Here is a 22,515-nt window from a genome sequence, read left to right on the forward strand (position 1 = left end):
TCTTCTTCAATACAAGGAACATCCCTCCTCAGACATCCAATCTTCCTTCCCACAATCAATATTATAGCATCTTCAGATTTTATAATCCTATTATTTTTTTATAAATCTGTTTTTATATTCTGTTCCGTCTGTGCTTCTGGAAACAATGATATAATTTCCGGGTACCAGACTGCTTACATCAATCGGCTGATTATATCTGTGGTCATTTTTCTTCAGAACAAGTTTCCCGGACATATCTATAATGATAACTTCTTTATAGATTTTATCAGATTCTTTCCCGATATAAAGGTGCTGCGCGGTAGGATTAGGATAAATTCTCAGATTATTATCTTTAACTTTTGTCTCTCCAGTTCCCAGATTGCTGCAGAATTCCCAATCTCCGAAAGTCACTTCAACAAAAGCAAACGGATCTAACATCTGGCACTGATCCGGACAATATTCCGTACATGCATAAAATCCGTATTTCCCCGAGCTTGTTGCAACATAAGTATCACCTACCACGCCAGCGATGATACAAGGATCTCCTGCTACCGGCGGATTGCTCCCTGGCACACATTTGAACCAGGTATGCTTGCCATACACTAAAGGAAATATATTGTCAAACTGTACAGAAGCTCCGTTGCAGACCTTCACTGTTCCCATATTTTCTTCATAGGTGCCCGGTGTATAAGTAGTCATCATTGCCGGCAGCCCATATACAAAGCCATCTGCAAATGCTGTAGGACTTTCCGCTGTACAGTCGCCTTGGGAAACAACTACCTTAAAATAATTCAGCTGGTCATTGCCACTAATGGTTAACTGTTGTGATGTCGCTCCCGGAATGGCTACCCATGGGTTGTTATTAGGGGTTTGCCAGGTCCATTCCTGTTTATACCACTGATAACTTGCGTAAGTCTGTGTCGTGGAAAGAACTTCATCTTCCGTATCACAGAATAAAATCGTTCCCGGATATTTTTGTCCGAGTCTCGCACTGGTAATTGTAGGCGTGCACTGTGCTTTTATATCCAAAATGGAGAATAATAAAACCACAAAAAAGATTAGTTTTGTTTTCATATATCAATTATTAAGTTTGGTATTTTAAATGGGCTGCATTAATCCAGCAGCACTCTGATTCCGAATTTCATATTAAAATGAAGGGGCTTTTCTTTATAAATGGTATTCGGAGCATTCTCTTCTTTAAAATGATATCCTATACCCGGTTCTGCATAAATTCCAACCTTGTCAATGAGCTTCACCTGCAGGCCTGCTGCCGCATTAACAGAAAACTGGAAAGGTTTTGGCTCCAGACGTTCTTTTGAGGATTCCTTTATTTCATCATTCACAACATACGTTGTTGTAATATTTCCTGCTATCGGTTTTTCTACCAGGGCCCCGCCTGTAACATATCCTGTGAATCTTCCTTTTTGAATGACATTATAATTAACCTGTACCGGAATTCCCAGATAATGAACCGTCTGATCTCCTTTAATATAATTGTTGTCACTTCCGGAATGCAGTTCAGAAGACAGCTTGGTATAATTCAGTCCTGTTCCTATTCCCCATCTTTTCCCCAAATTATAGTATACAGAAAGACCAAATGTAACCGGCACTTTATGTCTGATTCTTGCTTCTACCGGCTGACTTTGATTGGCCAGTAATATAGCCGTAAGAGGATCATCATGATATTCGGAAGTCGTCCATACCTGCTCAACGTTCATCGCTTTTCCTGTGATTGAAGCATAGCCCGGAAACTGCTGTTCTGCAGAATTGGAAGCCATATTGCCTGTAAGCATACCCAGCATCCATGATTTTTTGTCTCTGGATTTTCTGATATGATGGGTTGCATTTCCTGCATATACTTCTTTTATTTTTTCCTGCTTAAAAAGAACCTCATCATTTTTATTTTCCACAACCTGCTCTTTTGCTGTATCATCAACAGGAGATAATTTCTGAGCGATCTTACTTTCCTGCTGAAAAGATTCTGAAGCCGTTGGCAGTTTAATTATATCCTTCAACTCATTTTTCCCTACGGGTTCAAAATATTTTCGGGTCTGTTCTTTCAACCAAGGTCCGGTATTCACTATATTTTCAGCTAATGGAGCTTCTGGCACCGATGTCATTTCTTCTGCTGAAGCATGTTCGGCCCGTACAGGTTTTAAAGAATTTTTCTCTTTCTGCACGTTTGTCTGTATCTGAGACAGCATTGTCTCTGTATCATTCTGTGGCCATAATTTTGTCAGCAAAAGCAGCAATGCAATAGCAGCAGCAATTCCTCCGATACGATAAAACAGGGATTTTTGCCCTCTGCCGGCTATCTTTTCTGCCTTTTCCGCTCCACCTTCATTCATTTCAGGAATAAATCCGGGAATACTGGTATTGTCTTCTCCCGAGAATAATTCATCTCTGATGTCATCCCACAACCCTTCCGGAACGTCCTCTTCATGGTCATCCATTCTGCTTCGCAGATTATTTAGCCATTCGTTATTCATATTGTGCTTTTTTTGACATTTTAAATTCTTTTATTTTCTGGACAAGCAATCCTTTTGCCCGGTGAAACTGCGATGCAGAAGAATTCTCTGCAATTCCCAGCAGCCCGGCAATTTCTTTATGGCTTTTTTTCTCAAATACAAACAGGTTAAAAACAGTCCGGTACCCATCAGGAAGAGCTCTGATCATCATCATAATATCATCGCGGGGGATTTCTTCAAAATCCGGGTCTTCTTCATTAGGGATATCCGGAAGATCATTTACTTCAATTGCTGATTTAAAGTCATCTTTCTGTTTAATATGCTTTAAAGATTCATTGACTGTGATACGGGTCATCCAGGCTTTTAAAGAACCACTACCTCTGTACTCAAAAGATTCTATCGAACGGAACATTTTGATAAAACTGTTTTGAAGCACATCATGAACATCTTCTTTTTCTGCCAGATAACGGGAGCATACATAGGACAGATTTCCGGAATAAGCTCCAAAAAGCTCTTTCCAGGCAGCCTCTTCCTTTTTCAGAAGGTGCTTTACCAAAATCTGTTCTTTACTTTCTTCCATATGATGCAACTGCCTCCGTATCCACCGGGATGTTATAAAACTGTCAGGCAAAAATAGATTGCATCTTTTTAATAAAGTGCAATCCATTGATGATACTATTTATTAATTTTTTATACAGAACGGGAAATTATAATCGATCACGTCATAAGGAGTAACCACTGTTCCGTCTACTGTAATTTTTTCTGCTGTGAGCGCATATCTAAGCGTTCTATCCATCCCTACATAATATCCTTTTTGCTTAGAAACGAATTCCACAACCGTTTTTTTGTTGACTCCGTCTACCGGAATCTGAAGCTCCATTGTTTTTGGAGTAAGAGTAAGCTCTATCACATTATTTGCGGTATTGATCACTGCTGCATATTTAATATCATAGTTCACTTTTCCAAGTGATTTTATGGCAGTTTCAGCTTTTGCAGGATCCTTTACTACAGTTTTTACGATTTCACCTATTGGAAATTCGGCAAAAGAGATCGTATCTTTCTTTACTTTGAATTCTTTTATTCCTTCTCTTTTGGTAGTTCCTTGTACAATAATCATTTTTCCTTTATAGTTTCCTGGTAATTCTTCCATTTTTACAGGCGGAATGTCCGGTCCTTCATTATCATTACATGAGAATAGGGTCAATCCTGCCAAAACCATTAAAACTGTCATAAAAAATCGGGGTACTGTCAATTTTTTCATTGCATTACATTTTCGTTAAACATTAATTATTTTCGAGTACTCATCTATATAAATCCTGTTTTCTGAAAATCTTGCATCCTTTTTTAGAAAAAAGAATAAAAAAATTTATAACCAATTGATTTTGTGCACATAAAATTTCATCTCTTCATTGCAAATTCCGTACCTGTTATATAATAGAGTTGTATTGATACGTCAAAACAGCAAAAAGGAAACTACATATATAGCTTCCTTTATTATTTTTTTAAGAAATATTCTACTGTACACCTCCGCCAAGTGCTCTGTAAAGATCAACCTCAGCATTTAATTTTTCAAGGGTAACATTGATGGTTTCCAGATCATTCTGAAGTTTATTATTCTGGGCAGTGATGACTTCCAGATAGGTTGCCATACCACTTTTATACAGCTTCAACGCATCATTGATTCCCTTGTCCAGAATTGCTGTTCTCTGTTCTAAAAGCTGTAATCTTTCTGAAGAACCTTTAGACTTTGCCATAGCATCGGAAACCTCTCCCACAGCAGTCATTACAGATTGTTTAAAATTGATGGCTGCTTTTTCCTGTTCAATCAAAGCTGTTTCATACGCTGTTTTCAATTCTTTTTTCTGAAAAACAGGCGCAGCAAGATTAGCAGCAACCGCTTTGGTAATAGATCCGGGAATATCAAACCATGAACTGAACTTATTGGAATTGACTCCTATTTGCGGGCTTAAACTGATACTCGGATACATGGCTGCTTTTGCCAGTCCGGTTTTGGAATTTAAACTGATAACGTTGAACTCTGCCATCTTCAGATCCGGTCTACGGCTCAGCAGTTGTGCCGGTAATCCTTCAGACAGTTTGTTTTCGGGAATCATTGTTTTAAGGGTTCCTTCTCTTTCTATCTTCGCCGGATATTCTCCGCAAAGGATGCTCAAAGCATTTTCCTGAATCGAAATATTCTGTTTTGCCAAAGGAATCAGCAGCTCAGCGGTTTTCTTGTGTGCTTCCGATTGCTGAACCGCCAATGAATTGATCTGTCCCGCTGTAAACTGAAGATTCATCATCCTGAGCGTGTTGTCGCTCAGCTCAATATTCTGTTCAGCAATTTTCAGCTGTTCATCAAGACTGATAAGGTTGTAATATGCCTGCGCAACCTGAACGACAATCCTGCTTTTGATGGCATTTAAATTTTCCTTTTGTCCAAAATATTCTGCTGCTGCAGATTCTTTCTGCATTTTAGCTTTTCCCCAAATGTCTACTTCCCAGGAAAGCCTCAGTGCAGCACTGAAATCATCCATGTATTTTGTACCGACAAACTGTTCGTTCAGGGAGCCGTTAAGGGTATTTTTGGAAGCCCAGCTTCTGTTTGCTCCTGCAGTGAAATCCAGTGTTGGCATCAAACTAAGCTTAGCTTGCTTGTAGATCAGATCCAACTGTTCTATATTTTTCAGGGCTACATTTACTTCATTGTTTCTTGAAAGCGCTTTATCTATTAAACCAATCAATTTTGGATCTTTGAAGAAAGTCTTCCATGGCAGGAGTACAGTATCTCCCGTTACCTGCACAGATTCTTTGTAGGTTTCAGGAATCTGAAGGTCTGTTCTTGTATATTTCTTCCCTACGGCACAAGACATCAGCAGTGATGCCATTGCGCCTGAAATAAGGAAATTCTTTATATTAAATAGTGTCATTTGTCAATTGATTTTCTATCGTATTGTACTTCTTTTTGGCAGAAAATTTCTCATCCAGATACTGAAAGAACATGTAGAGTACAGGAATGACGAAAACTCCTAAAACCACTCCGCTCAACATTCCCATGGCAGCACTTGTACTGATGGATTTGTTTCCGGAAGCCATTCCTCCTGAAGAAATCATCAGCGGAACCATTCCTACAATAAAGGCTAATGATGTCATGATAATCGGACGTAACCTCGCTTTTGCCCCTTCCAGTGCTGAATCCAGAATGGAAAGACCTGCTTTTCGCCTTTGTATGGCAAATTCTACAATAAGGATGGCATTTTTGGCCAATAAACCAATAAGCATGATGAGTCCTACCTGTACATAGATGTTGTTATCCAGTCCGATGGCTTTTATTCCTAAAAATGCGCCTACGATTCCTGTTGGAATGGAAAGCATTACCGCCAGAGGAAGGATATAACTTTCATATTGAGCGGCCAATAGCAGGTACACAAAAAGCAAGCACAATCCAAAAATAGCAATGGTTTGATTTCCTGCTGATTTTTCTTCCAAACTCAGTCCTGTCCATTCGTAGCTGTAGTCAGATGGCAGTTTGCTTAAAGTCTGTTCCAGTTTACCCATCAATTCTCCATTACTTACGCCTGGTTTTGGAGATACGTTGATATTTAATGAATTATAAAGGTTATAACGCTGAACGGATTCCGGACCGTAGACTTTTTTCAAAGTAATCAATGTATTCACCGGAACCATATCTCCTTTTTCATTCTTTACGAAAATATCGTTGAACGCCTGCTCATCCATTCTGAAAACACCATCCGCTTTAATATTCACTCTGTAAAACTTCCCGAATCTTGAAAAATTCTGAGACTGATCTCCCGAGAAATAGGTCTGAACAGTTCCCAACAGATTGGAAATGCTTACTCCCAGCTGTTTTGCTTTATCTTCGTTCACTTCCAGCTCCATCTGAGGATAATCTGCCCTGAACATCGTGTAGGCAAATGCTACTTCCGGAACCTGCATCAGCTGGCCGATAAGCTCATCTGCTTTCGCTTTAAGAACCTGAGGATCTCTTCCCATACGGTCCTGAAGTACAATTTCTGCATCATTCGTCATTCCGTATCCTTCTACAGGAGGCATTCTGAAGGTCATTACACTTCCTTCTTTGATTACTCCCAGTTTTGCATTCGCCATATCTACCACTTCCTGGATATCCTGAACTTCACCTCTTTCTTTTTTAGGCTTAAGTTTAACAAATCCCATTGCGTAAGCAGGTCCTGCACTGTTGCTGAGCAGGTTGTATCCCGTAATGGAAGTATTTTCCTGCACAGCCTCTACTCCTTTTAAGATATCATTGATCTTGTTGGAAACCTCTGTCGTTTTGGTCAATGCTGTTCCCGGAGGCATACTTAAAGTGTACATAAAGAATCCGTCGTCTTCCATTGGTACAAAACTTTTTGGTGTACTTGACATCAACCATCCTGCAACCCCGATAACGGCTATGATTAATCCTCCTGCAATCCATTTTCTTCCTATTAAAAATCTAACGCCTTTCGCATAACGATTGGTCATATTATTAAATCCTGCATTAAATGCCACAGCAAATCTTTGCCCGAATCCTTTTGGTTTACCTCCTTCTCCCGCATGGTTATTTTTCAGAAACACAGCACATAAAGCAGGAGTTAAAGTCAATGCGTTAACTGCTGAAATAATGATCGCTATGGCCAATGTATAGGCAAACTGCTTATAAAACAATCCTGCTGAACCGGACATAAATCCGATTGGGATAAATACCGCCGACATCACCAGTGTAATGGAAATAACCGCTCCTGTGATCTCACTCATCGCCTTGTGGGTAGCTTCTCTTCCTGAAAGGTCTGTTCCTTCCATATTACTGTGAACGGCTTCCACCACTACAATGGCATCATCCACCACAATACCGATGGCCAGTACAAGGGCAAAAAGCGTCAGTACATTGATGGTAAATCCCAGGACCAGAAGGAAGAAGAAGGTACCGATAATCGCCACCGGAACCGCCACTGCCGGAATAATGGTAGATCTGAAATCCTGCAGGAATATAAATACCACGATAAATACAAGGATAAAAGCTTCTATAAGTGTTGATTTTACCTGTCCTGTAGCCTCATCCAATCTTTCTTTGGTACTCATTACCTTCGTATATTTGATACCAGGAGGGAATGATTTTGATAATTGGTCAAGGGCTTTGTTCACCCCAATTTCAATCTGGTTGGCGTTGGATCCTGTAGTCTGCATAATCGCTACAGTAACCGCATTTTTTCCATTGGAAAGATTATCTCCGGTATTTGAAATCGCTCCGAATTCCACACGGGCAACATCTTTAAGCCTGATGATCTGGCTTCCGGTATTTTTAACAATAATATTTTCATATTGTTCCGGCTTGTTCTTTTTTCCTTTGTATCTGATGACATATTCTAAAGCGGCATCCGATTCTTCTCCCAGTTTACCCGGAGCTGATTCCAAACTGTGGTCTGCAATCGCTCTGGAAATATCTGCCGGCTCGAGTCCGTAAGAGGACATTTTCTGAGGATTAAGCCATATTCTCATGGAATAATCCTTAAGCCCGAAAACCATGGCCTGCCCAACCCCTTTTACTCTTTTAACCTGTGGAATAAGGTTGATATTCGCATAGTTCTGAAGGAAGGTTTCATCATATTGTTTATTATCTTCCGTATAAATATTGAAAATCAACACCATACTGTTCTGCTGCTTGGAGGTGGTCAATCCCATTCTAACGACCTCCTGCGGAAGTATCGGGGTAGCCTGCTGCACTCTGTTTTGCACGTTTACGGCTGCCTGATCAGCATTCACTCCCTGCTTGAATATAATGGAGATCGAGAATGTACCGTCATTACTCGCCGTAGATTTCATGTATTCCATATCTTCCACTCCATTGATCTGCTCTTCCAGCGGTGTTACCACAGAACGGATCACGGTTTCACTGTTTCCTCCGGGATATGATCCTGAAACGGTAATCGTGGGTGGAGAAATATCCGGGAATCTGGTCACCGCCAGCTGGTTTAATCCTATAATCCCTAAAATAACAATGATAAGGGATATTACCGTCGCCAGTACAGGACGGTCTATTATCTTTTTTAACATTTTTGAATTTTCTACGAAAGGTTATACAACTATTTCAAAGGAACAGTGTGTGCCACCACCTGTGCTCCGTCTGTAAGAGCATCAATTCTGTTAATGGCAATCTTATCTCCTGCATTCACGCCTTCTTTGATGAAGTAATCCTGGGAGGTACTTCCTGAAACGGTAATCTGTGTCATTTTCACTTTATCCTTACCATTCAGTTTATAAACAAAGAATTTGTCCTGAATATCTTTTACAGAGGTTTTCGGAAGTTTAATCACACCATTCAGGGCATTATGAATCATCACTCTGGCTGTTCCTCCGGCTCTTAATAATTTATCCGGATTCTGGAAAACAGCTTTCATCTGAATGCTTCCGGTATTTCTGTCGAAGTTTCCGCTGGCATTTTCCAGTTTTCCTTTAAGAGAATAAGTGGAACCGTCTGCCAGGATAAGTTCTACATCTTCTGCTGTATTTCCTGATGCCGCAGCCCTGCTGTGTGCAATAAAATCAGCTTCGTTCATTGAGAAGTACACATTCACGCTGTTGATGCTTGAAAGCGTGGTTAGTGGTGATGGATCAGACGGGCTGATAAGATTTCCTACTCTGTTCGGAATTCTGCCTATGTATCCGCTCACCGGTGCTTTGATATATGTAAAATTGGCGTTAATCTTTGAGGATCCCAATGATGACTGTGCCTGTGCAACTTGTGCTGATGCCGCTTTATAACTCGCCTGAGCGGTTTTCAGCTGCATATCGGAAACTACTTTTCCTTCTACAAGAGGTTTCAGCTTTTCTACTTCAAGTCTTGCGGTTTCCTGTGCCGCCAGCGCTGATTTCAAGGCTGCTTCATTGGTATTGACCTGCTCGTTGTACACCGATGGATTTATTCTGAAAAGGGTCTGCCCTTTATTTACATACTGCCCTTCTTTGATATATACTGCCTCCAGATATCCCGTTACCTGTGCTTTGATATCCACATTGTCCTGTCCTTCTATGCTTCCCGGATATCCTGTAGACACATCTGCATCTCCGGATTTTACCTGAATAAAATCTGTAGGCAATGCCTGCTGCATCTGCTGAGTATTTTCCTGGCCGCTCCCAGAACCACACGAGTACAATATGGCTGCAGCTGTAAGTGAAAGTACCAGATATCCTTTTCTGTAATTCATAACATTGGTTTTTAAATTTTACAGGAGCAAAATAACTTCATCTTATAGTGATATTCATTCAGAAGTTGGGTGAAGTGTCATTAATCGCAGATGAAACGTATGATAGGAAAAATGAAGGGAAAGCAGCTATTTTCGTTTATAAATGTGGTAAAAAAGAATATTTCGGATGAAAATATAAGTAAAATTGTCAAATACAAATTTGTGGACGATATAAGTGAAGCAAAAAAAAGACTGCTTTTATAGAAGCAGTCTTGTCTGTATTTTTCCAGGATTAATAATCCATCCAGGATTTGAAAACGGAAGCTTTCTCCCGGCTCACAATGACTTCCATATCAGGCTGTTTCCTTAGTTCGAGCTTTAGTTTTCCATTAAAATGATTTAAAATCTGCTTAACAGAATTGATATGAATGATAAATTGTCTGTTGGCACGGAAAAAGAATTTGGGATCCAATTGTTTTTCAAGTTCTTCCAGAGTTTGCGGAACATTCTCCACCACTCCGGTATTCAGCATGGCTTTGCTGATTCCCAATTCGGTATAAAAATAGAGGATATCTTCTGCCAGCACGGTCTTATATCCATCTCTATGGGCAATGAGAAAACGTTTTCTGTAATCTTTCGGCTGGATATAATTTAATAATCCTTCAATGGCTGTTCCTACTACCGGGACGGCTTCCATAAAGGTTTCATAACGTTTTAATGCAGCATCCAGCTCTTCTTCTTCAATAGGTTTCAGGAGGTAATCTACACTATTGTATTTGAATGCCTGTACAGCATATTCATCATATGCTGTTGTAAATATGACGGCACTTTTAACTTCATGCTTGTTAAATATTTCAAAGCTGAGGCCATCTGCAAGGCGCACATCCATCATAATAACATCCGGAACGACATTATTTTCCAGCCAGTGTACTGTTGAGGTGATAGAGTCTTCCACAGACAGAATTTCGATATGCGGTCTTAACTTTAACAACAGTCTTTTTAATCTGTCAGCATTCGGTCTTTCGTCTTCAACAATTAAAACTTTATTAATCTTCATATCAATGGGAGTTTTACAATAAATTTATCTTCAGTTTTTTCAATTACAGGTTTAGGATATCCTAAGATTTCATATCGTGCAACGATATTGGTAAGCCCTACTCCTGAGGAATCCGGTTTGTTGATTAAAGGCAGAAATGTGTTGGAGACTACCAGCTCTCCTTCAGGGTTTGTATAAACGTGAATTTCCAGAGGGTTTACTTTGGATGTCTGATTATGCTTGATAGCATTTTCAACCAGCAACTGTAAAGACAGCGGAAGGGTAAATCTGGATCTGTACTCTTCCTGAATATCTATTTTGAATATAACGCCTTCCCCAATTCTTTTTTCAATCAAAAAGATATAGGATTCTAAAAATTTGAGTTCCTCTTCTACGGCGATAATGTCTTTTTTGGAATTCACCAATAAGTATCTGTATACTCTCGCAAATTTCTCAGAATAATCATACCCCAACTGCTGATCTTCAAGGATAAGTTCTGACAACACACTTAAGTTATTGAAAATAAAATGCGGGTCTATCTGAAGCTTAAGTGCCTGAAGTTCTGCCGCCATTGCAGCCTGCTTGTGTTTTGATGCCCTCAGTTTGTGCTGGGCAGCTTCCACTGCTGTTTTTTTCCAGTTTTCCAATAAATAATCCACGGTATTAAAAGCACTGATAATCAATGATATGACAATATTAGTAGCGATCCATTGTCCCAGAAGTGTATATTCTTTGCGGGAATCCATTTCAGGTAATGTGACTGAAGTGCCATCCACGATTGCATTAATAATAATCACAATCAAAACACTTCCCACGATCTGAAGCAAACACTGAATAAATAATCGCTTTACGGTCCTGTTTCTCCAGGGAAGCCACTTATTGAGCGTCCTGTCTATAAATATACTTACCTCAGAAATGATGATGGAAAAAAAGACAATCCATGTGGCGTCTTCCATAATCATTTTTAAAGGAGCATCAAGGTAGCCTTTCCAAACGGGATCAAAGGGATCAATAAGATAGGAAAAAACACAGAAAGTGACCACTGCTAACGCCCAGATCACCAGCCTTCTTTTCATGGTGGAAAGAATCTTCTTATTCCGTACTATTTTTTTCCTGATGGCAGAAATCCTGTTCATATCCGGGACTTTATGAATGTAAATATAGAAATAGATTTTATATGAATATCTTCTATTTTGGACGAGACCGCCAAAACAATACCTGAAACGTAAAATAGCAGAGTTAAAATGAATGTGACGGTTCATCACCTGAAAAAGACATTTCATCATCATTTTATGCAACATCACAGTATTTTTATAATCAGGGAATAGCTGTCTATCATAGTTTTGTGGTATTAAATCCGGTACAATGAAAACAATAATTGTCTGCACAGATTTTTCCCACGAAGCTGAAAACGCTACTCATTATGCAGCATCTATGGCTAAAGAAAACAAATACAGGATTGTGCTTTTCAATCTTCAATCCGTTTCCATCCATGCCCTGAATGCCCAGGTTTCAGCTGATTTTTTCTACACTCAAACGCTTAAAAATCAGAAAAAAATGGAGGATAAGGCGGCGGAACTTAAAAGATTATATACTGTCGAAACCCAGCATCATCTGGCTTCCGGCAATTTTATTGAAGAGCTTGAAAACTGTATGCAGATTCACGATTGTGATTTTATTGTGATGGGAATGGCTGAAAAAACTCTGGAACAAAAGCTTTTGGGAAACAGGGTAACAAGAGCTATCCACAGAATTAAAAAACCGATACTCATTGTTCCCGCTCATATAGAATATACAGGAATCAGGAAAATTCTTTTTGCTTATGATACGCACAAAAGCATGACCTGGTCTGCCATGAATGATATTTACCACTTTATTAATGAATTCAATGCTGAGATTGAGGTATTCAATGTAAGTGAAAGATTAGAAGATTTTGCTGAGGTTATTCATGATATTGACCTGAATTCCGGGTACGATCTGGATGATATTAAGTACAGCTTTAAAATGATTCAGTCCATTGAAGTCATCAAGGCGATTGAGGAGGAAATAAAACTGACCAGTCCGGATCTTTTAACCATGATTCCTTATAAATACAATCTTGTAGAATCTCTTTTCCATCGAAGCAAAACAGCCATAATGGCCTATAAGAATAAATTACCATTACTATCAATTCCCTTAAACATAGATTAAGAATCAATAAAAATCTGTTCACATTTGAATTATCCTTTTTGCCTGTAAAGGCTGAATTTTACACTTAATCTTGTTTAACAGGACCGGGAATAGATTTCCGGTCCTGTTTTTATTTCAGAGGTTTACTATTACTTTTCCTGCAACGCGGCTGGTCTCAACCTCCAGGTGTGCCAGTGCTATGTCTTCAAACGGGAAAGTTTTATAAACAAATGGTTTCAATGCTTCCTGCTTCAATAAGCCCGCAATTGCTTCTGCAGTTTCTTTTTTAGACTGTACCATCATAAACTCAATATTCACCTTTTTCTGCTTGGCTCTCACTTCAATATCCTCAGGAATCTCAGGCGTCGGAAGTGTTATGATAATACCATTCTCTTTTACAATATCTACCGAATCCGACAAAGCTTTTCCCTGAAGGCTATCAATGATGATATCTGCATCCTGCACCTTTTCATAAAAGTTTTCCGTTGTATAATCAATATGTTCATCAGCCCCAAGCGACAAAACAAATTCTTTATTTTTACCGGATGATATGCCGATAACATACGCTCCGAAATGCTTCGCAATCTGAACAGCAAAATGGCCGACACCACCTGAAGCGGCATGGACCAGAACCTTGCTTCCTTTTTTAATTCCGGCAACATCCACCAATGCCTGATATGCCGTTGAAGCAGCCATTGAGGCCGCGGCAGCCTGCTGATGGGTAATGTTTTGAGGCTTTAATGCCAGATGAGCAGCCGGAGCAGCCACATATTCTGCATAGGCATTTCCTTTTCCAAAAAAATTGACCATTCCGAAGACTTCATCTCCAGATTTAAAATCAGTTACACTTTTCCCGGTTTCTACGACTTCTCCCGAGATATCCCATCCTAAAATAACGGGTCTTTTTTCTTCAAAAATCCAGTTCAGAACTCCTTCATATGCTCTGGACTTTACATCTACAGGATTAATGCTTACCGATACTACTTTTACCAATACTTCATCATTTCCTATGACAGGCTTATCTATTTCCATAAATTGAAGATTTTCAACGCCTCCTGCTTCGTTTACAATAACAGCTTTCATTTTTTTTGATTTTAATTATCGGACAAATGTAGTCTCATCATATCTTTGCAGCAAGTATGTACTTTTTGGTAATCTACATACTAAAAACATACTAATACTGATTATCAAACCATTGAAAAAATGTTAAAAATAAAAAAAGTTACCAATGAGCCATCCTGTCCTGTTGACTATGCCTTTAAACGGATTGGAGGAAAGTACAAAGGCCGTATTTTATGGTATCTCCATCTGAAGACAGTTATGCGGTATGGCGAACTTCGTAAAACCCTTTCTGATATTACCCCTAAAATGCTTACCCAGACTGTCCGGGAGCTGGAAGATGACGGGCTTATCCATAGGGAAGTGTATCACGAAGTTCCTCCTAAGGTAGAATATTCTCTAACGGAAACCGGCGCCGAGCTCATTCCTTTTATTGATTATCTGAGGCTATGGGGTGAAAAGCAGATTGAAAAAGAGAGAATAAAAAGGTAAACAGTTTCCTTTAAAACCATGAATGTTTATCATGGTTTTAATTTTATTACTGAAGGAATACCATTAGATATTTTTAATTAAAAGAACAAACCTCATAATTCCTATTCAACTGAATATCAAAAAGTCGTAAATTTAGTAAAGGATAAAAACAGTGTTTTCACCCTTTTTTATAGTTGTGCCGTTCGCTAATTTTGTTCCATAAAATTAAAACCATAAAAATGAAAACTTCCTTTTTTACTAAGATTTTAAGTCCCTTATGTGCAGCTCTTATTCTGGCATTTTGTCTGCTTAGCTGCACCGAACCTCCTAAAGAACCTGTAAGCAACAGTTATAAAAAGAAACTGATCAGCTACCGTGAAGGGCGAGTTCTTTTTGATGAATACACCAGAACCAATCATGAAATTCTCATGAAGTACAGAAACGGTGAACCTGATTCGAGATGGTACTGGTTTTCGCTTGAAGATATGGAAGGCTATATTAAATATGTAAAAGAAAATGCCAGAAAACAAAAATTAAAAAATCCGGGAATCAGGATCTACATGGGAAAATATCCAATGAATCATCCTAAAAACAGAATGGCAAAACCTGAATATGCAGGCTATCAAACTATATTTTTAGTACCTACTGCCCAAAAAAGAGAAAGAGAGAAGGCTATGGCCAGATCAGCCACCACCGAAGAAAACACAGACGTTACTTCAATAGAATCTATGAATATGACCAATCTGGCACCACCGCCAAAAACGTTATCGGAAACAATGCCTTAAAAAACACAGCATTATGAACTGGAATATTGAAACAGGGAAACAGATATCGATGGCCATTTCCATTGTAGTGATGATTCTAATGGTCATAAAATACAGAAAAACCGGAAAGGAGAATTTATTTTTTATCATAGGATATCTGTTGTTTTCCCTGATTGATATTTCCTGTTATTTCTATTTCAAGCTTACCAATCTGCCTACGGACATCTTCTATGTAATTGGTTTTTTAATGATTGTATTTTTTCTGTACTTACTGTATTATTACCAATTATTATATGTTCCGCTGCTCAAAAAGATACAGACCATCATCCTGATTCTTTTTGTTTTCAATATTGCTGTGATGTTTTATACAGAAGATGATCTGCTTCATCATTTTTCTTTTAATATGCTCTATGCAGATATTCTTCTGTTGCTGTTTTCAATCATTTTGTTCCTGTACCAAACCTTTAATTCTGATAAAGTATTGGAAATCAAAAATTACTTACCATTCTGGATATCAGTTGCTTTGCTAATATTCTTTATTGGAAGCATCCCCATATTCTTTTTCAGAACTACTGTATCAGAGACTATTTATTTCTTTATTTTATTTATGCTGAATCTGATCAGTAATGGTATACTCATATTGGGTTTACTCTGGAACAAACAGGAAAGAATAAGATAAAAGCTTTGCAGATATGGAAGAGAATAATCTGGTTATCATCTTTACTATTACTTTATTCATCGTTGTTTTGACAATGGTCTTCATCTATGCGGTTTTTATCAGGAAAAAAACAACCCTGCTGATTGAGCAGAAGGAAAAAGATTTACGGTTTGAAAAAGAACTGGCCTCCTCACAGGTAGAAATGAAAGAACAGACTCTCAATTATATCGGGCAGGAATTGCATGATGATCTGGGACAGAAATTATCCGTGGTCCGCTTACGTCAAAACCAGCTGATTACCAAACTCCGGAATTCAGAAAAAGAAGACCTCATCGAGCTCAATGAATTATTGGGAGAATGTATACAGGATATCAGAAACCTGTCTAAAACATTAATCACTGAACAGATCATTCATTTCGGACTGGCAGAATCCATTGAAAGAGAAGTGAAGAGAATTAAAAAACTGAAATTATTAAAAATAGAATTCATCACACAAAAGCAGGATATTGATATTTCGCCTAAACACGGACTGATCCTTTTCAGAATTATCCAGGAAAGTATCAATAATATTCTGAAACATTCCAAAGCCAAAAATGTTTCCATACACATGGAGGATGACTGTGAAAAATTACATATCAGTATCTCGGACAACGGAAGAGGCTTTGATATCAATAGTAATCAGGACGGCTCAGGATTAAAAAACATGGAACTGAGAGCCAAACTGATTCACGCTGAACTGTCTATACATTCAGAACTGAATAAAGGAACACAAACTTTGATAACCTATCATAAAAATTTATTATGAAAACTATTCCCATAGCGATCGTAGATGATCATACCTTAATCTCCAAAGCGCTGGAGAATATGATCACAGAAAACACTCAATATCGGGTCATTATGAATCATCCCAACGGAGAAGAATTTATTGCAGGCGTGGAAAAAGCTTCTGAATTACCCGCTGTAGTCCTGATGGATGTCAATATGCCTTATAAAAATGGTATAGAAACTACAGAATGGCTTACAGAGCATTATCCTGATATTAAAGTCATTGCCCTTACCATGGATGATGATGAAAGAATATTGATTAAAATGCTGAAAGCAGGCGCTAAAGGCTATCTGCTAAAAGACATGCAGCCTTCTATCCTTTTCCAGGCTATTGAAACGGTATTTGAAAAAGGCAGCTTTTATACTGATTTTGTAGCCCAAAAGTTATTGAAAGTAAAAACAGAGGAAGCGAAAAATGCCTCCCTGCTTTCTGAGCTGAGAGACCGGGAGAAAGAATTTATCAAATGGGCCTGCAGCGAACTTACTTATAAGGAGATTGCTGATAAAATGTGCCTCAGTCCTAAAACCATTGATGGCTACAGAGATTCGGTTTTTGTGAAACTGGATATAAAAAACAGAGCGGGTCTGGTACTTTTTGCTTTAAAGCATGATTTGTGCTGACTTAATTTTTAATCCTATTTATTCCCTGAAAAAATAAACATTTTTACATTCTATTGACGAATCCGGCAGCTTTTCAAGCTGCCGGATTTTTATTTCACAACTCATTCATTTGCAAACGAAAAGGTGTTTTTCCTTTTTCAAAATACGGTTTTCTCCTCTGTTTTTGCTCTTCTGAAAGATGGAATTTTGTCATAGAAAAAAACACAAAAAGGCAGCACCCGAAAAGCCGGAACAGAGTAGGGAATATTTTTAAAACTAATACAATGAAAAAAGCACTTATCGTAGGAATTAATGATTATGCACCCATCGGATACGGAGGTCCGGATCTTAACGGCTGTGTAAATGACGCGAGAGATATGGCCAATACATTGGTGATCTGTGGTTTTAGTCCGGCAAAGATTAAAATCCTGACCAATCAGAATGCTACAAGAGCGAATATATTGAACTATCTGAAATCCATGATCAGCACGAGTGTAAAAGGAGATTCTCTCGTTTTTTATTATTCAGGACACGGAACCAGAGTGGCCAATATCGGATCGGATCTGGAACTGGATGGTTTGGACGAGGCTATTTGTCCGCATGATTATGCCAATAACGGTGTCATTCGTGATGATGATTTTAAAACCGTTCTCAGCAAGCTAAAAGCCGGAGTAAATATGGAAGTCATTTTCGACTGCTGTTATTCGGGAACGGGAACCCGAAAAATGGATCTGGGGCTGGAAGCTGATCTTCTCAACGAAACAGCCCGCTATATCCCTCCAATGCTTGAGGATGAATTTTATCTCACTTACGCCAGTGAAATGGAAACCTCTAAAAATTCAAAAAAATCAACCGTTCTCACTAAAGCACTTGTACCTGTTACCGGAATGAATCATACGTTATGGGCTGCAGCAAAAGACAATCAGGTATCCATGGAAGGAAATATCAGCGGACAGATACGAGGCTATTTTACGTATCATTTCTGTAAAATATTACGTGCTACCAACGGTAATATTGTAAGAAAAACTCTTGATAAACAGGTTGCCATTGCCTTAGCGGCTATGGGAGCTGCCCAGATCAACCAGACAGAAAGCATCACTGGAGAATTTTCACAAAAAATATTCACTTAACTAATAACCATTACCGGCGGAATCCGAAAAGCCATCAAAAGAGTAGGAATATACCAGATTAAAATAATAATCATGTCAAAAACCGAAAACAACAACCCAATGACCGCTGAAGAAGTTCTAAGACTTAGAACTGTTAAAGCAAAATCAACTGAAAAACCAGAAGCAGTTGAAAAACTATTTAAGCAGGCTCCCGCTATGGAAACCATTAACGGAAGAACTTTTCCTAAAGGAATGAAAACAATAGGAATGCCTATGGACGAAAAAACAGCAGAAAACCGGGCACTGGAAACCGACCATTTCTATCCTACCCATGCTGATTTTGAGTACAATCCAAAGCTTGAACCGAAAAGAGACCGTAAACCTAAATTTATCGACAGGGATTCTTTCCTGACTCCTGAAAATGCAAGAACCATTTTTGGAGTCGATCAGAGAAAAGTATACAATTCTACAGCCTATCCGTGGAGATGTGTCGGCAGAGTAGAAAGTTCTCTGGGGTCTGGAAGCGGTGTGATGATCGGGCCTAGACACCTTCTTACCTGCTCTCACATTGTAGACTGGCAGCCTAATAATACAACAGGATGGCTGAAATTCACACCCATGTATTACAACGGAAGCGCTCCTTACGGAACTGCCTGGGGTACCTTAACGTATTACAAGTATAAAGTTGCAGGACCTTCTATTGATTCTACAGAGATACAATATGATTATGTGGTAATTGTATTGGACAGACCTATCGGAAACAGCACAGGCTGGTTAGGTTCAAAATCCTATTCAGATTCATGGGACGGTGGTGCCTACTGGACCCACGCAGGATATCCGGGAGACCTTACCGGAACGCAAAGACCTACCTACCAGACAGGTATCGCACTGGATGGAGATTTCTGGAGTGCTGATGACAACGAAAGCATGAGCCATAAAGCAGATATATGGCCTGGACAAAGCGGAGGTCCTTTCTGGGGATATTGGGACGGTTCTCCGTATGCTGTGGCTACTCAAAGCGCGCATAATCCAAGCGATAATTTTGCAAGTGGCGGCTCGGATTTAGTCAATCTGGTCATCAGAGCGAGAAATGAACATCCTTAATTTATTTTTTTAGTTTAATAACCCCGGCCGCCTTTGAAGGCGGCCGGGGTTTATTTCAGTTTAAAATGTTTCTAAAACTATTCCAAGTCATTATAAATTTGGCATTGGACTTGGCTTTGCCCCTTGATTTATTAATCGTGTTTTCATATCTCGGAAATATTTTATGTCTCCAAAAGTTCCATCTGAAAATTCTTCCTTATAATCTCCATTTCTTAATGTATCATGTAGAAACATTGGAAATACTTTATCCAAGTTTTGTTTATTTTTAGAAGAAACTCCCGGATCATTTTTATACAAACTAATACTATCTATACCTATCCAGTTATATAAAAAACGAATGTCTTCAAAATAGGGTCCGTCATCAATATATAATCGGTAGTTTGTAGGACGGTCAACTTTTCGAATAATATACATCCAATCATCCAGATTAAAATCTTTCCACAATTCGGGAATAATCGTAAAAAGACTTCTTATATCTGTATATCTAAAATCTTTTGTATCAAGCAGTTTAACAATTAAGTCTTTTGAATTATAAGTTAATAATTCATTTTTTAAAGGCTTATAAGAATCCCAGCCACTTTGTTTTATTCCATGATGTAATTTCTGTATAATCTGTTCCATTATTTTATATTTTGTATGTATATTATTTTATCCTTCCCAGTCCGCACTACCTCTCCTCTGCTATTTATACCTAAAGGAGTGATTTCATTACGTGCTCTTTTAACAGGTATTTCAAGCCCATTTAGTATTTCTCCTAATCTCTCAGCTTCTTCTGCTGTTGGTCTATAGTGACCAGACATATTATTAAATTCTACTATTTTACCATTTTTAAATCGAACACCTCCTGCAGCTAGAGCTTCATTTCGATTACCCAATAAATGATGCTTACTCCCTATTCTAAATTCACCAGATTTTGTAATTACAAAATCAAATTCTCTTGAAGGAAAAATATTTTCATTCAATTGTCTAAAAACTCCCTGAGAATCCATTTTATACCCGAGAACAAATCCATCTTTTGGCAACTCCTCTGTAGGATATTTATTTGCAATTTTCGGTATTCTTTTACAAAAAGCATTTATCCTATATTCCTCTAAAATCTTTCCGACCTTTTCAGTATCATAGCTTACTTTTCTTATATCCTGCAAAACTTTCTGATACGCTTTATCATAACGGCTTCCCTGAGCAATAATCTCACCTTTATACACCAAAGCAAATTTTCTGTTACTGCTTATTGAGCCTATAGCATCAGGATTAACACCTCCCTTTCTTCCAATACTCTCCATAATAGCAGCAGCATCAAGCTCCAGAAAGAACGCTCCATTTCGTATCAAAGCATCACATTCCGATGTTTTTGAAATGAAACCTGCGCTTGGGATTACCCATTCTGTTGGATTAAACATACGGAGATCTTTCCTTTGATAAACTCCGCTGTTCAAATCCAAAAATACGGAAATTGCACTTGCACGCAACCCCTGTCTCACATTTTCTGCCACATTCACAGATGCTTTCAATAAGCTTAAGCAACTTCTGTAAAAAGCGACAGTAAGCTGCGCTAAACCAACAGCAAGCTGCGGTACTGCTACAGCAGATCCCAATACATTATAAATAAGATCCCACTGCCTCAAAAATTCATCTCCTCCGGGAAGTTTGGCAATTTCCGCCCGGAACGCCTGTATGGTGAGATCCGGTAATGCCAAACTAAGATCTGCCGCCGCTGCTAATAAGAGATACGGGTTTCCGGATAATGCTAATGTTCCGATTCCAAAAACGACTCCTACCATATCGGCCACAATCCGGATCGTTTCATTAATATCTTCCCACTTTTCTGCATCAGCCAGCGCTTTTACATAAATAGCCGGAACCATCATGATAGTACCCCGCTGTTCCCCTTCTTCATTGGTTTCTGATGTATGCTGCTCGATGAAATAAACCATGTCGAGAGGATAAAATTCGGCTCCTTTATCCAGATCTTCTGTTACCTGCTCTGTTGCATTAGGATCTCCTTCTTTAGGTACAATGAAAACTCTTTTTGTCACTTCTTTCTGCTGCTGAAGAAAAAAAGTTTTTTCATTTGATTTTCCAAAACCCAATAGATCTCCCGCCAGCCCGAAAACTTCAGTATTAACTTTATACTCATTTCCTATCCTGAAAGTAGGAGCTGCTGCTTTTGGACGGTTATCAGAAAACAGGCAATACTCCATAAGAATAGTAGCAAAAATGATACGGTTGGATTTCATTTCTCCATTAAACTCACTTACCCCATCCAGGTTGAAATAAATCCTGTTGCAGAGTTCAGGACTTTTTTTGAACTTGTCCACTAAAAAAAAACGATCGGAAAATGCTTTTAAGACATTGACTAAAGCAGAACTTCCATCCTTCCATCCACTAAAAATTCCAGTATCATCAAGCTTTGTTAAGGCAAGCAGGTGCCCGAATAACGTTTCATTTTCAAGAGCCATTCCTCTCAAGACGAATTCAGGAGTATTGGTATAAAGAAATTTAAGTTCATCTGCGCTCTTTGCTTTAAGGAAACTTGATTTAAAGATTTCTGTGAAGTAGTTTTTGTACTCGGAATAATTTTCAAAATCATCAAATCCTACATGCATGACCAATCTCCTGAATTCCTCATAAGAAAAGGTTTCCAGTACAATTGCTTTTTTTCTCCTAAGCTCTTCCCGATCAGCATCTCTGTGATAAAAATAAATAAGCTGGCAGGAGATCTTCTCTTGTGCAGCATTAATCACAAATTTGATTTCACACTCTGGTTGTGCCAGGTCAACAATCTCAGCATTCTTATTGAGATATGTTTTTAAGTATATAATGTTCTCTTTATCATCCTTAATGTATTTTTCTTCGGCAGTTCCATCATAATCATTGATGTTATAATTCAGCATAAACCGCTGATTAAACTGATTACTGTATTTTAATTTATTACATAACAGCTGTTTTCTTATATAATCATCAGTACGCCATTCTTTACTGATAATTTCTCTAAGCTCAAGTGTTTCCATAATTTTTCTTTTTTGAAAAAGGCAGAGCTTTAAGGCCCTGCCAGTAAAATGGTTATT

Annotated in this window: 20 protein-coding genes; 8 read left to right on the plus strand and 12 right to left on the minus strand. The window is 38.5% G+C overall.

Annotated elements, in window-relative coordinates:
* Nucleotides 1–90: 90 nt before the first annotated feature.
* The 9 genes from LIV57_RS02200 to LIV57_RS02240 form a co-directional block, all read right to left on the minus strand.
* Complete coding sequence (locus LIV57_RS02200; RefSeq protein WP_227941235.1) at nucleotides 91–1,053, minus strand: T9SS type A sorting domain-containing protein; 963 nt, start codon at nucleotides 1,051–1,053, stop codon at nucleotides 91–93.
* A gap of 38 nt (nucleotides 1,054–1,091) precedes the next feature.
* Entirely contained in the window at nucleotides 1,092–2,468 is a 1,377-nt protein-coding gene (locus LIV57_RS02205; RefSeq protein ID WP_227941236.1) for a porin family protein, read from the minus strand.
* Entirely contained in the window at nucleotides 2,461–3,027 is a 567-nt protein-coding gene (locus LIV57_RS02210) for an RNA polymerase sigma factor (RefSeq protein ID WP_227941237.1), read from the minus strand. Before LIV57_RS02210 ends, LIV57_RS02205 begins: the two co-directional genes overlap by 8 nt.
* Nucleotides 3,028–3,129: 102 nt before the next feature.
* Nucleotides 3,130–3,708 (minus strand): DUF4840 domain-containing protein, encoded by a 579-nt coding sequence (locus LIV57_RS02215; protein WP_227941238.1) that lies wholly within the window; start codon nucleotides 3,706–3,708, stop codon nucleotides 3,130–3,132.
* Between the two features lie 253 nt (nucleotides 3,709–3,961).
* Nucleotides 3,962–5,377: an efflux transporter outer membrane subunit gene (locus LIV57_RS02220; protein WP_227941239.1), complete on the minus strand. Its 1,416-nt coding sequence runs from the start codon at nucleotides 5,375–5,377 to the stop codon at nucleotides 3,962–3,964.
* Nucleotides 5,364–8,522 carry an efflux RND transporter permease subunit gene (locus LIV57_RS02225; RefSeq protein WP_227941240.1) on the minus strand — a complete coding sequence of 1,053 codons (3,159 nt, stop codon included), beginning with the start codon at nucleotides 8,520–8,522 and terminating at the stop codon, nucleotides 5,364–5,366. The genes LIV57_RS02220 and LIV57_RS02225 overlap by 14 nt, the downstream gene beginning before the upstream one ends.
* Before the next feature lie 29 nt (nucleotides 8,523–8,551).
* Entirely contained in the window at nucleotides 8,552–9,673 is a 1,122-nt protein-coding gene (locus tag LIV57_RS02230) for an efflux RND transporter periplasmic adaptor subunit (protein WP_227941241.1), read from the minus strand.
* 271 nt (nucleotides 9,674–9,944) lie between these two features.
* Complete coding sequence (locus LIV57_RS02235; RefSeq protein ID WP_110009065.1) at nucleotides 9,945–10,709, minus strand: LytR/AlgR family response regulator transcription factor; 765 nt, start codon at nucleotides 10,707–10,709, stop codon at nucleotides 9,945–9,947.
* The gene (locus LIV57_RS02240) at nucleotides 10,706–11,824 is read right to left on the minus strand and encodes a sensor histidine kinase (RefSeq protein ID WP_202841995.1); all 1,119 of its coding nucleotides are present in this window, start codon (nucleotides 11,822–11,824) and stop codon (nucleotides 10,706–10,708) included. The genes LIV57_RS02235 and LIV57_RS02240 overlap by 4 nt, the downstream gene beginning before the upstream one ends.
* 229 nt (nucleotides 11,825–12,053) lie before the next feature.
* Here LIV57_RS02240 and LIV57_RS02245 point away from each other — a divergent pair, with 229 nt between their 5' ends.
* Nucleotides 12,054–12,878 carry a universal stress protein gene (locus LIV57_RS02245; protein WP_227941242.1) on the plus strand — a complete coding sequence of 275 codons (825 nt, stop codon included), beginning with the start codon at nucleotides 12,054–12,056 and terminating at the stop codon, nucleotides 12,876–12,878.
* Between the two features lie 114 nt (nucleotides 12,879–12,992).
* Here LIV57_RS02245 and LIV57_RS02250 read toward each other — a convergent pair whose 3' ends face one another.
* Nucleotides 12,993–13,940, minus strand: coding sequence for an NADP-dependent oxidoreductase (locus LIV57_RS02250; RefSeq protein ID WP_227941243.1), 948 nt, complete (start codon nucleotides 13,938–13,940; stop codon nucleotides 12,993–12,995).
* Between the two features lie 120 nt (nucleotides 13,941–14,060).
* Between LIV57_RS02250 and LIV57_RS02255 the strand changes: the two genes are divergently transcribed.
* From LIV57_RS02255 to LIV57_RS02285, 7 genes are all read left to right on the plus strand, one after another.
* Entirely contained in the window at nucleotides 14,061–14,408 is a 348-nt protein-coding gene (locus LIV57_RS02255; protein WP_137904497.1) for a winged helix-turn-helix transcriptional regulator, read from the plus strand.
* A 218-nt stretch (nucleotides 14,409–14,626) separates the two neighbouring features.
* A complete protein-coding gene (locus LIV57_RS02260; protein WP_137904498.1) occupies nucleotides 14,627–15,172 on the plus strand; it encodes a hypothetical protein in 546 nt (181 codons plus the stop codon).
* A 13-nt stretch (nucleotides 15,173–15,185) separates the two neighbouring features.
* Nucleotides 15,186–15,830 (plus strand): hypothetical protein, encoded by a 645-nt coding sequence (locus LIV57_RS02265; protein ID WP_227941244.1) that lies wholly within the window; start codon nucleotides 15,186–15,188, stop codon nucleotides 15,828–15,830.
* Nucleotides 15,831–15,843: 13 nt separating this feature from the next.
* Nucleotides 15,844–16,614 carry a sensor histidine kinase gene (locus LIV57_RS02270; RefSeq protein WP_227941245.1) on the plus strand — a complete coding sequence of 257 codons (771 nt, stop codon included), beginning with the start codon at nucleotides 15,844–15,846 and terminating at the stop codon, nucleotides 16,612–16,614.
* Nucleotides 16,611–17,255 (plus strand): response regulator transcription factor, encoded by a 645-nt coding sequence (locus LIV57_RS02275; protein WP_062672986.1) that lies wholly within the window; start codon nucleotides 16,611–16,613, stop codon nucleotides 17,253–17,255. Before LIV57_RS02270 ends, LIV57_RS02275 begins: the two co-directional genes overlap by 4 nt.
* A gap of 263 nt (nucleotides 17,256–17,518) precedes the next feature.
* Nucleotides 17,519–18,364, plus strand: coding sequence for a caspase domain-containing protein (locus tag LIV57_RS02280; protein WP_202842003.1), 846 nt, complete (start codon nucleotides 17,519–17,521; stop codon nucleotides 18,362–18,364).
* 72 nt (nucleotides 18,365–18,436) lie between these two features.
* Complete coding sequence (locus LIV57_RS02285; RefSeq protein WP_202842005.1) at nucleotides 18,437–19,447, plus strand: trypsin-like serine peptidase; 1,011 nt, start codon at nucleotides 18,437–18,439, stop codon at nucleotides 19,445–19,447.
* Between the two features lie 90 nt (nucleotides 19,448–19,537).
* On the opposite strand, the gene LIV57_RS02290 is transcribed toward LIV57_RS02285, so the two are convergent.
* Entirely contained in the window at nucleotides 19,538–20,068 is a 531-nt protein-coding gene (locus tag LIV57_RS02290; protein ID WP_227941246.1) for a hypothetical protein, read from the minus strand.
* Complete coding sequence (locus tag LIV57_RS02295; protein ID WP_227941247.1) at nucleotides 20,068–22,458, minus strand: hypothetical protein; 2,391 nt, start codon at nucleotides 22,456–22,458, stop codon at nucleotides 20,068–20,070. The genes LIV57_RS02290 and LIV57_RS02295 overlap by 1 nt, the downstream gene beginning before the upstream one ends.
* Nucleotides 22,459–22,515: the final 57 nt, after the last annotated feature.

The organism is Chryseobacterium sp. X308, assembly GCF_020733145.1.
In the GTDB taxonomy this organism is placed as follows: domain Bacteria; phylum Bacteroidota; class Bacteroidia; order Flavobacteriales; family Weeksellaceae; genus Chryseobacterium; species Chryseobacterium cupriresistens.

Excerpts from the sequence above, each read along its gene's own strand:
- LIV57_RS02215 (WP_227941238.1), bottom strand. The coding sequence starts at position 3,708 with ATGAAAAAATTGACAGTACCCCGATTTTTTATGACAGTTTTAATGGTT.
- LIV57_RS02290 (WP_227941246.1), bottom strand. The coding sequence starts at position 20,068 with ATGGAACAGATTATACAGAAATTACATCATGGAATAAAACAAAGTGGC.
- LIV57_RS02200 (WP_227941235.1), bottom strand. The coding sequence starts at position 1,053 with ATGAAAACAAAACTAATCTTTTTTGTGGTTTTATTATTCTCCATTTTG.
- LIV57_RS02270 (WP_227941245.1), top strand. The coding sequence starts at position 15,844 with ATGGAAGAGAATAATCTGGTTATCATCTTTACTATTACTTTATTCATC.
- LIV57_RS02265 (WP_227941244.1), top strand. The coding sequence starts at position 15,186 with ATGAACTGGAATATTGAAACAGGGAAACAGATATCGATGGCCATTTCC.
- LIV57_RS02285 (WP_202842005.1), top strand. The coding sequence starts at position 18,437 with ATGTCAAAAACCGAAAACAACAACCCAATGACCGCTGAAGAAGTTCTA.
- LIV57_RS02230 (WP_227941241.1), bottom strand. The coding sequence starts at position 9,673 with ATGAATTACAGAAAAGGATATCTGGTACTTTCACTTACAGCTGCAGCC.
- LIV57_RS02250 (WP_227941243.1), bottom strand. The coding sequence starts at position 13,940 with ATGAAAGCTGTTATTGTAAACGAAGCAGGAGGCGTTGAAAATCTTCAA.
- LIV57_RS02255 (WP_137904497.1), top strand. The coding sequence starts at position 14,061 with ATGTTAAAAATAAAAAAAGTTACCAATGAGCCATCCTGTCCTGTTGAC.
- LIV57_RS02220 (WP_227941239.1), bottom strand. The coding sequence starts at position 5,377 with ATGACACTATTTAATATAAAGAATTTCCTTATTTCAGGCGCAATGGCA.
- LIV57_RS02240 (WP_202841995.1), bottom strand. The coding sequence starts at position 11,824 with ATGAACAGGATTTCTGCCATCAGGAAAAAAATAGTACGGAATAAGAAG.
- LIV57_RS02260 (WP_137904498.1), top strand. The coding sequence starts at position 14,627 with ATGAAAACTTCCTTTTTTACTAAGATTTTAAGTCCCTTATGTGCAGCT.
- LIV57_RS02275 (WP_062672986.1), top strand. The coding sequence starts at position 16,611 with ATGAAAACTATTCCCATAGCGATCGTAGATGATCATACCTTAATCTCC.
- LIV57_RS02205 (WP_227941236.1), bottom strand. The coding sequence starts at position 2,468 with ATGAATAACGAATGGCTAAATAATCTGCGAAGCAGAATGGATGACCAT.
- LIV57_RS02245 (WP_227941242.1), top strand. The coding sequence starts at position 12,054 with ATGAAAACAATAATTGTCTGCACAGATTTTTCCCACGAAGCTGAAAAC.
- LIV57_RS02280 (WP_202842003.1), top strand. The coding sequence starts at position 17,519 with ATGAAAAAAGCACTTATCGTAGGAATTAATGATTATGCACCCATCGGA.
- LIV57_RS02295 (WP_227941247.1), bottom strand. The coding sequence starts at position 22,458 with ATGGAAACACTTGAGCTTAGAGAAATTATCAGTAAAGAATGGCGTACT.
- LIV57_RS02225 (WP_227941240.1), bottom strand. The coding sequence starts at position 8,522 with ATGTTAAAAAAGATAATAGACCGTCCTGTACTGGCGACGGTAATATCC.
- LIV57_RS02235 (WP_110009065.1), bottom strand. The coding sequence starts at position 10,709 with ATGAAGATTAATAAAGTTTTAATTGTTGAAGACGAAAGACCGAATGCT.
- LIV57_RS02210 (WP_227941237.1), bottom strand. The coding sequence starts at position 3,027 with ATGGAAGAAAGTAAAGAACAGATTTTGGTAAAGCACCTTCTGAAAAAG.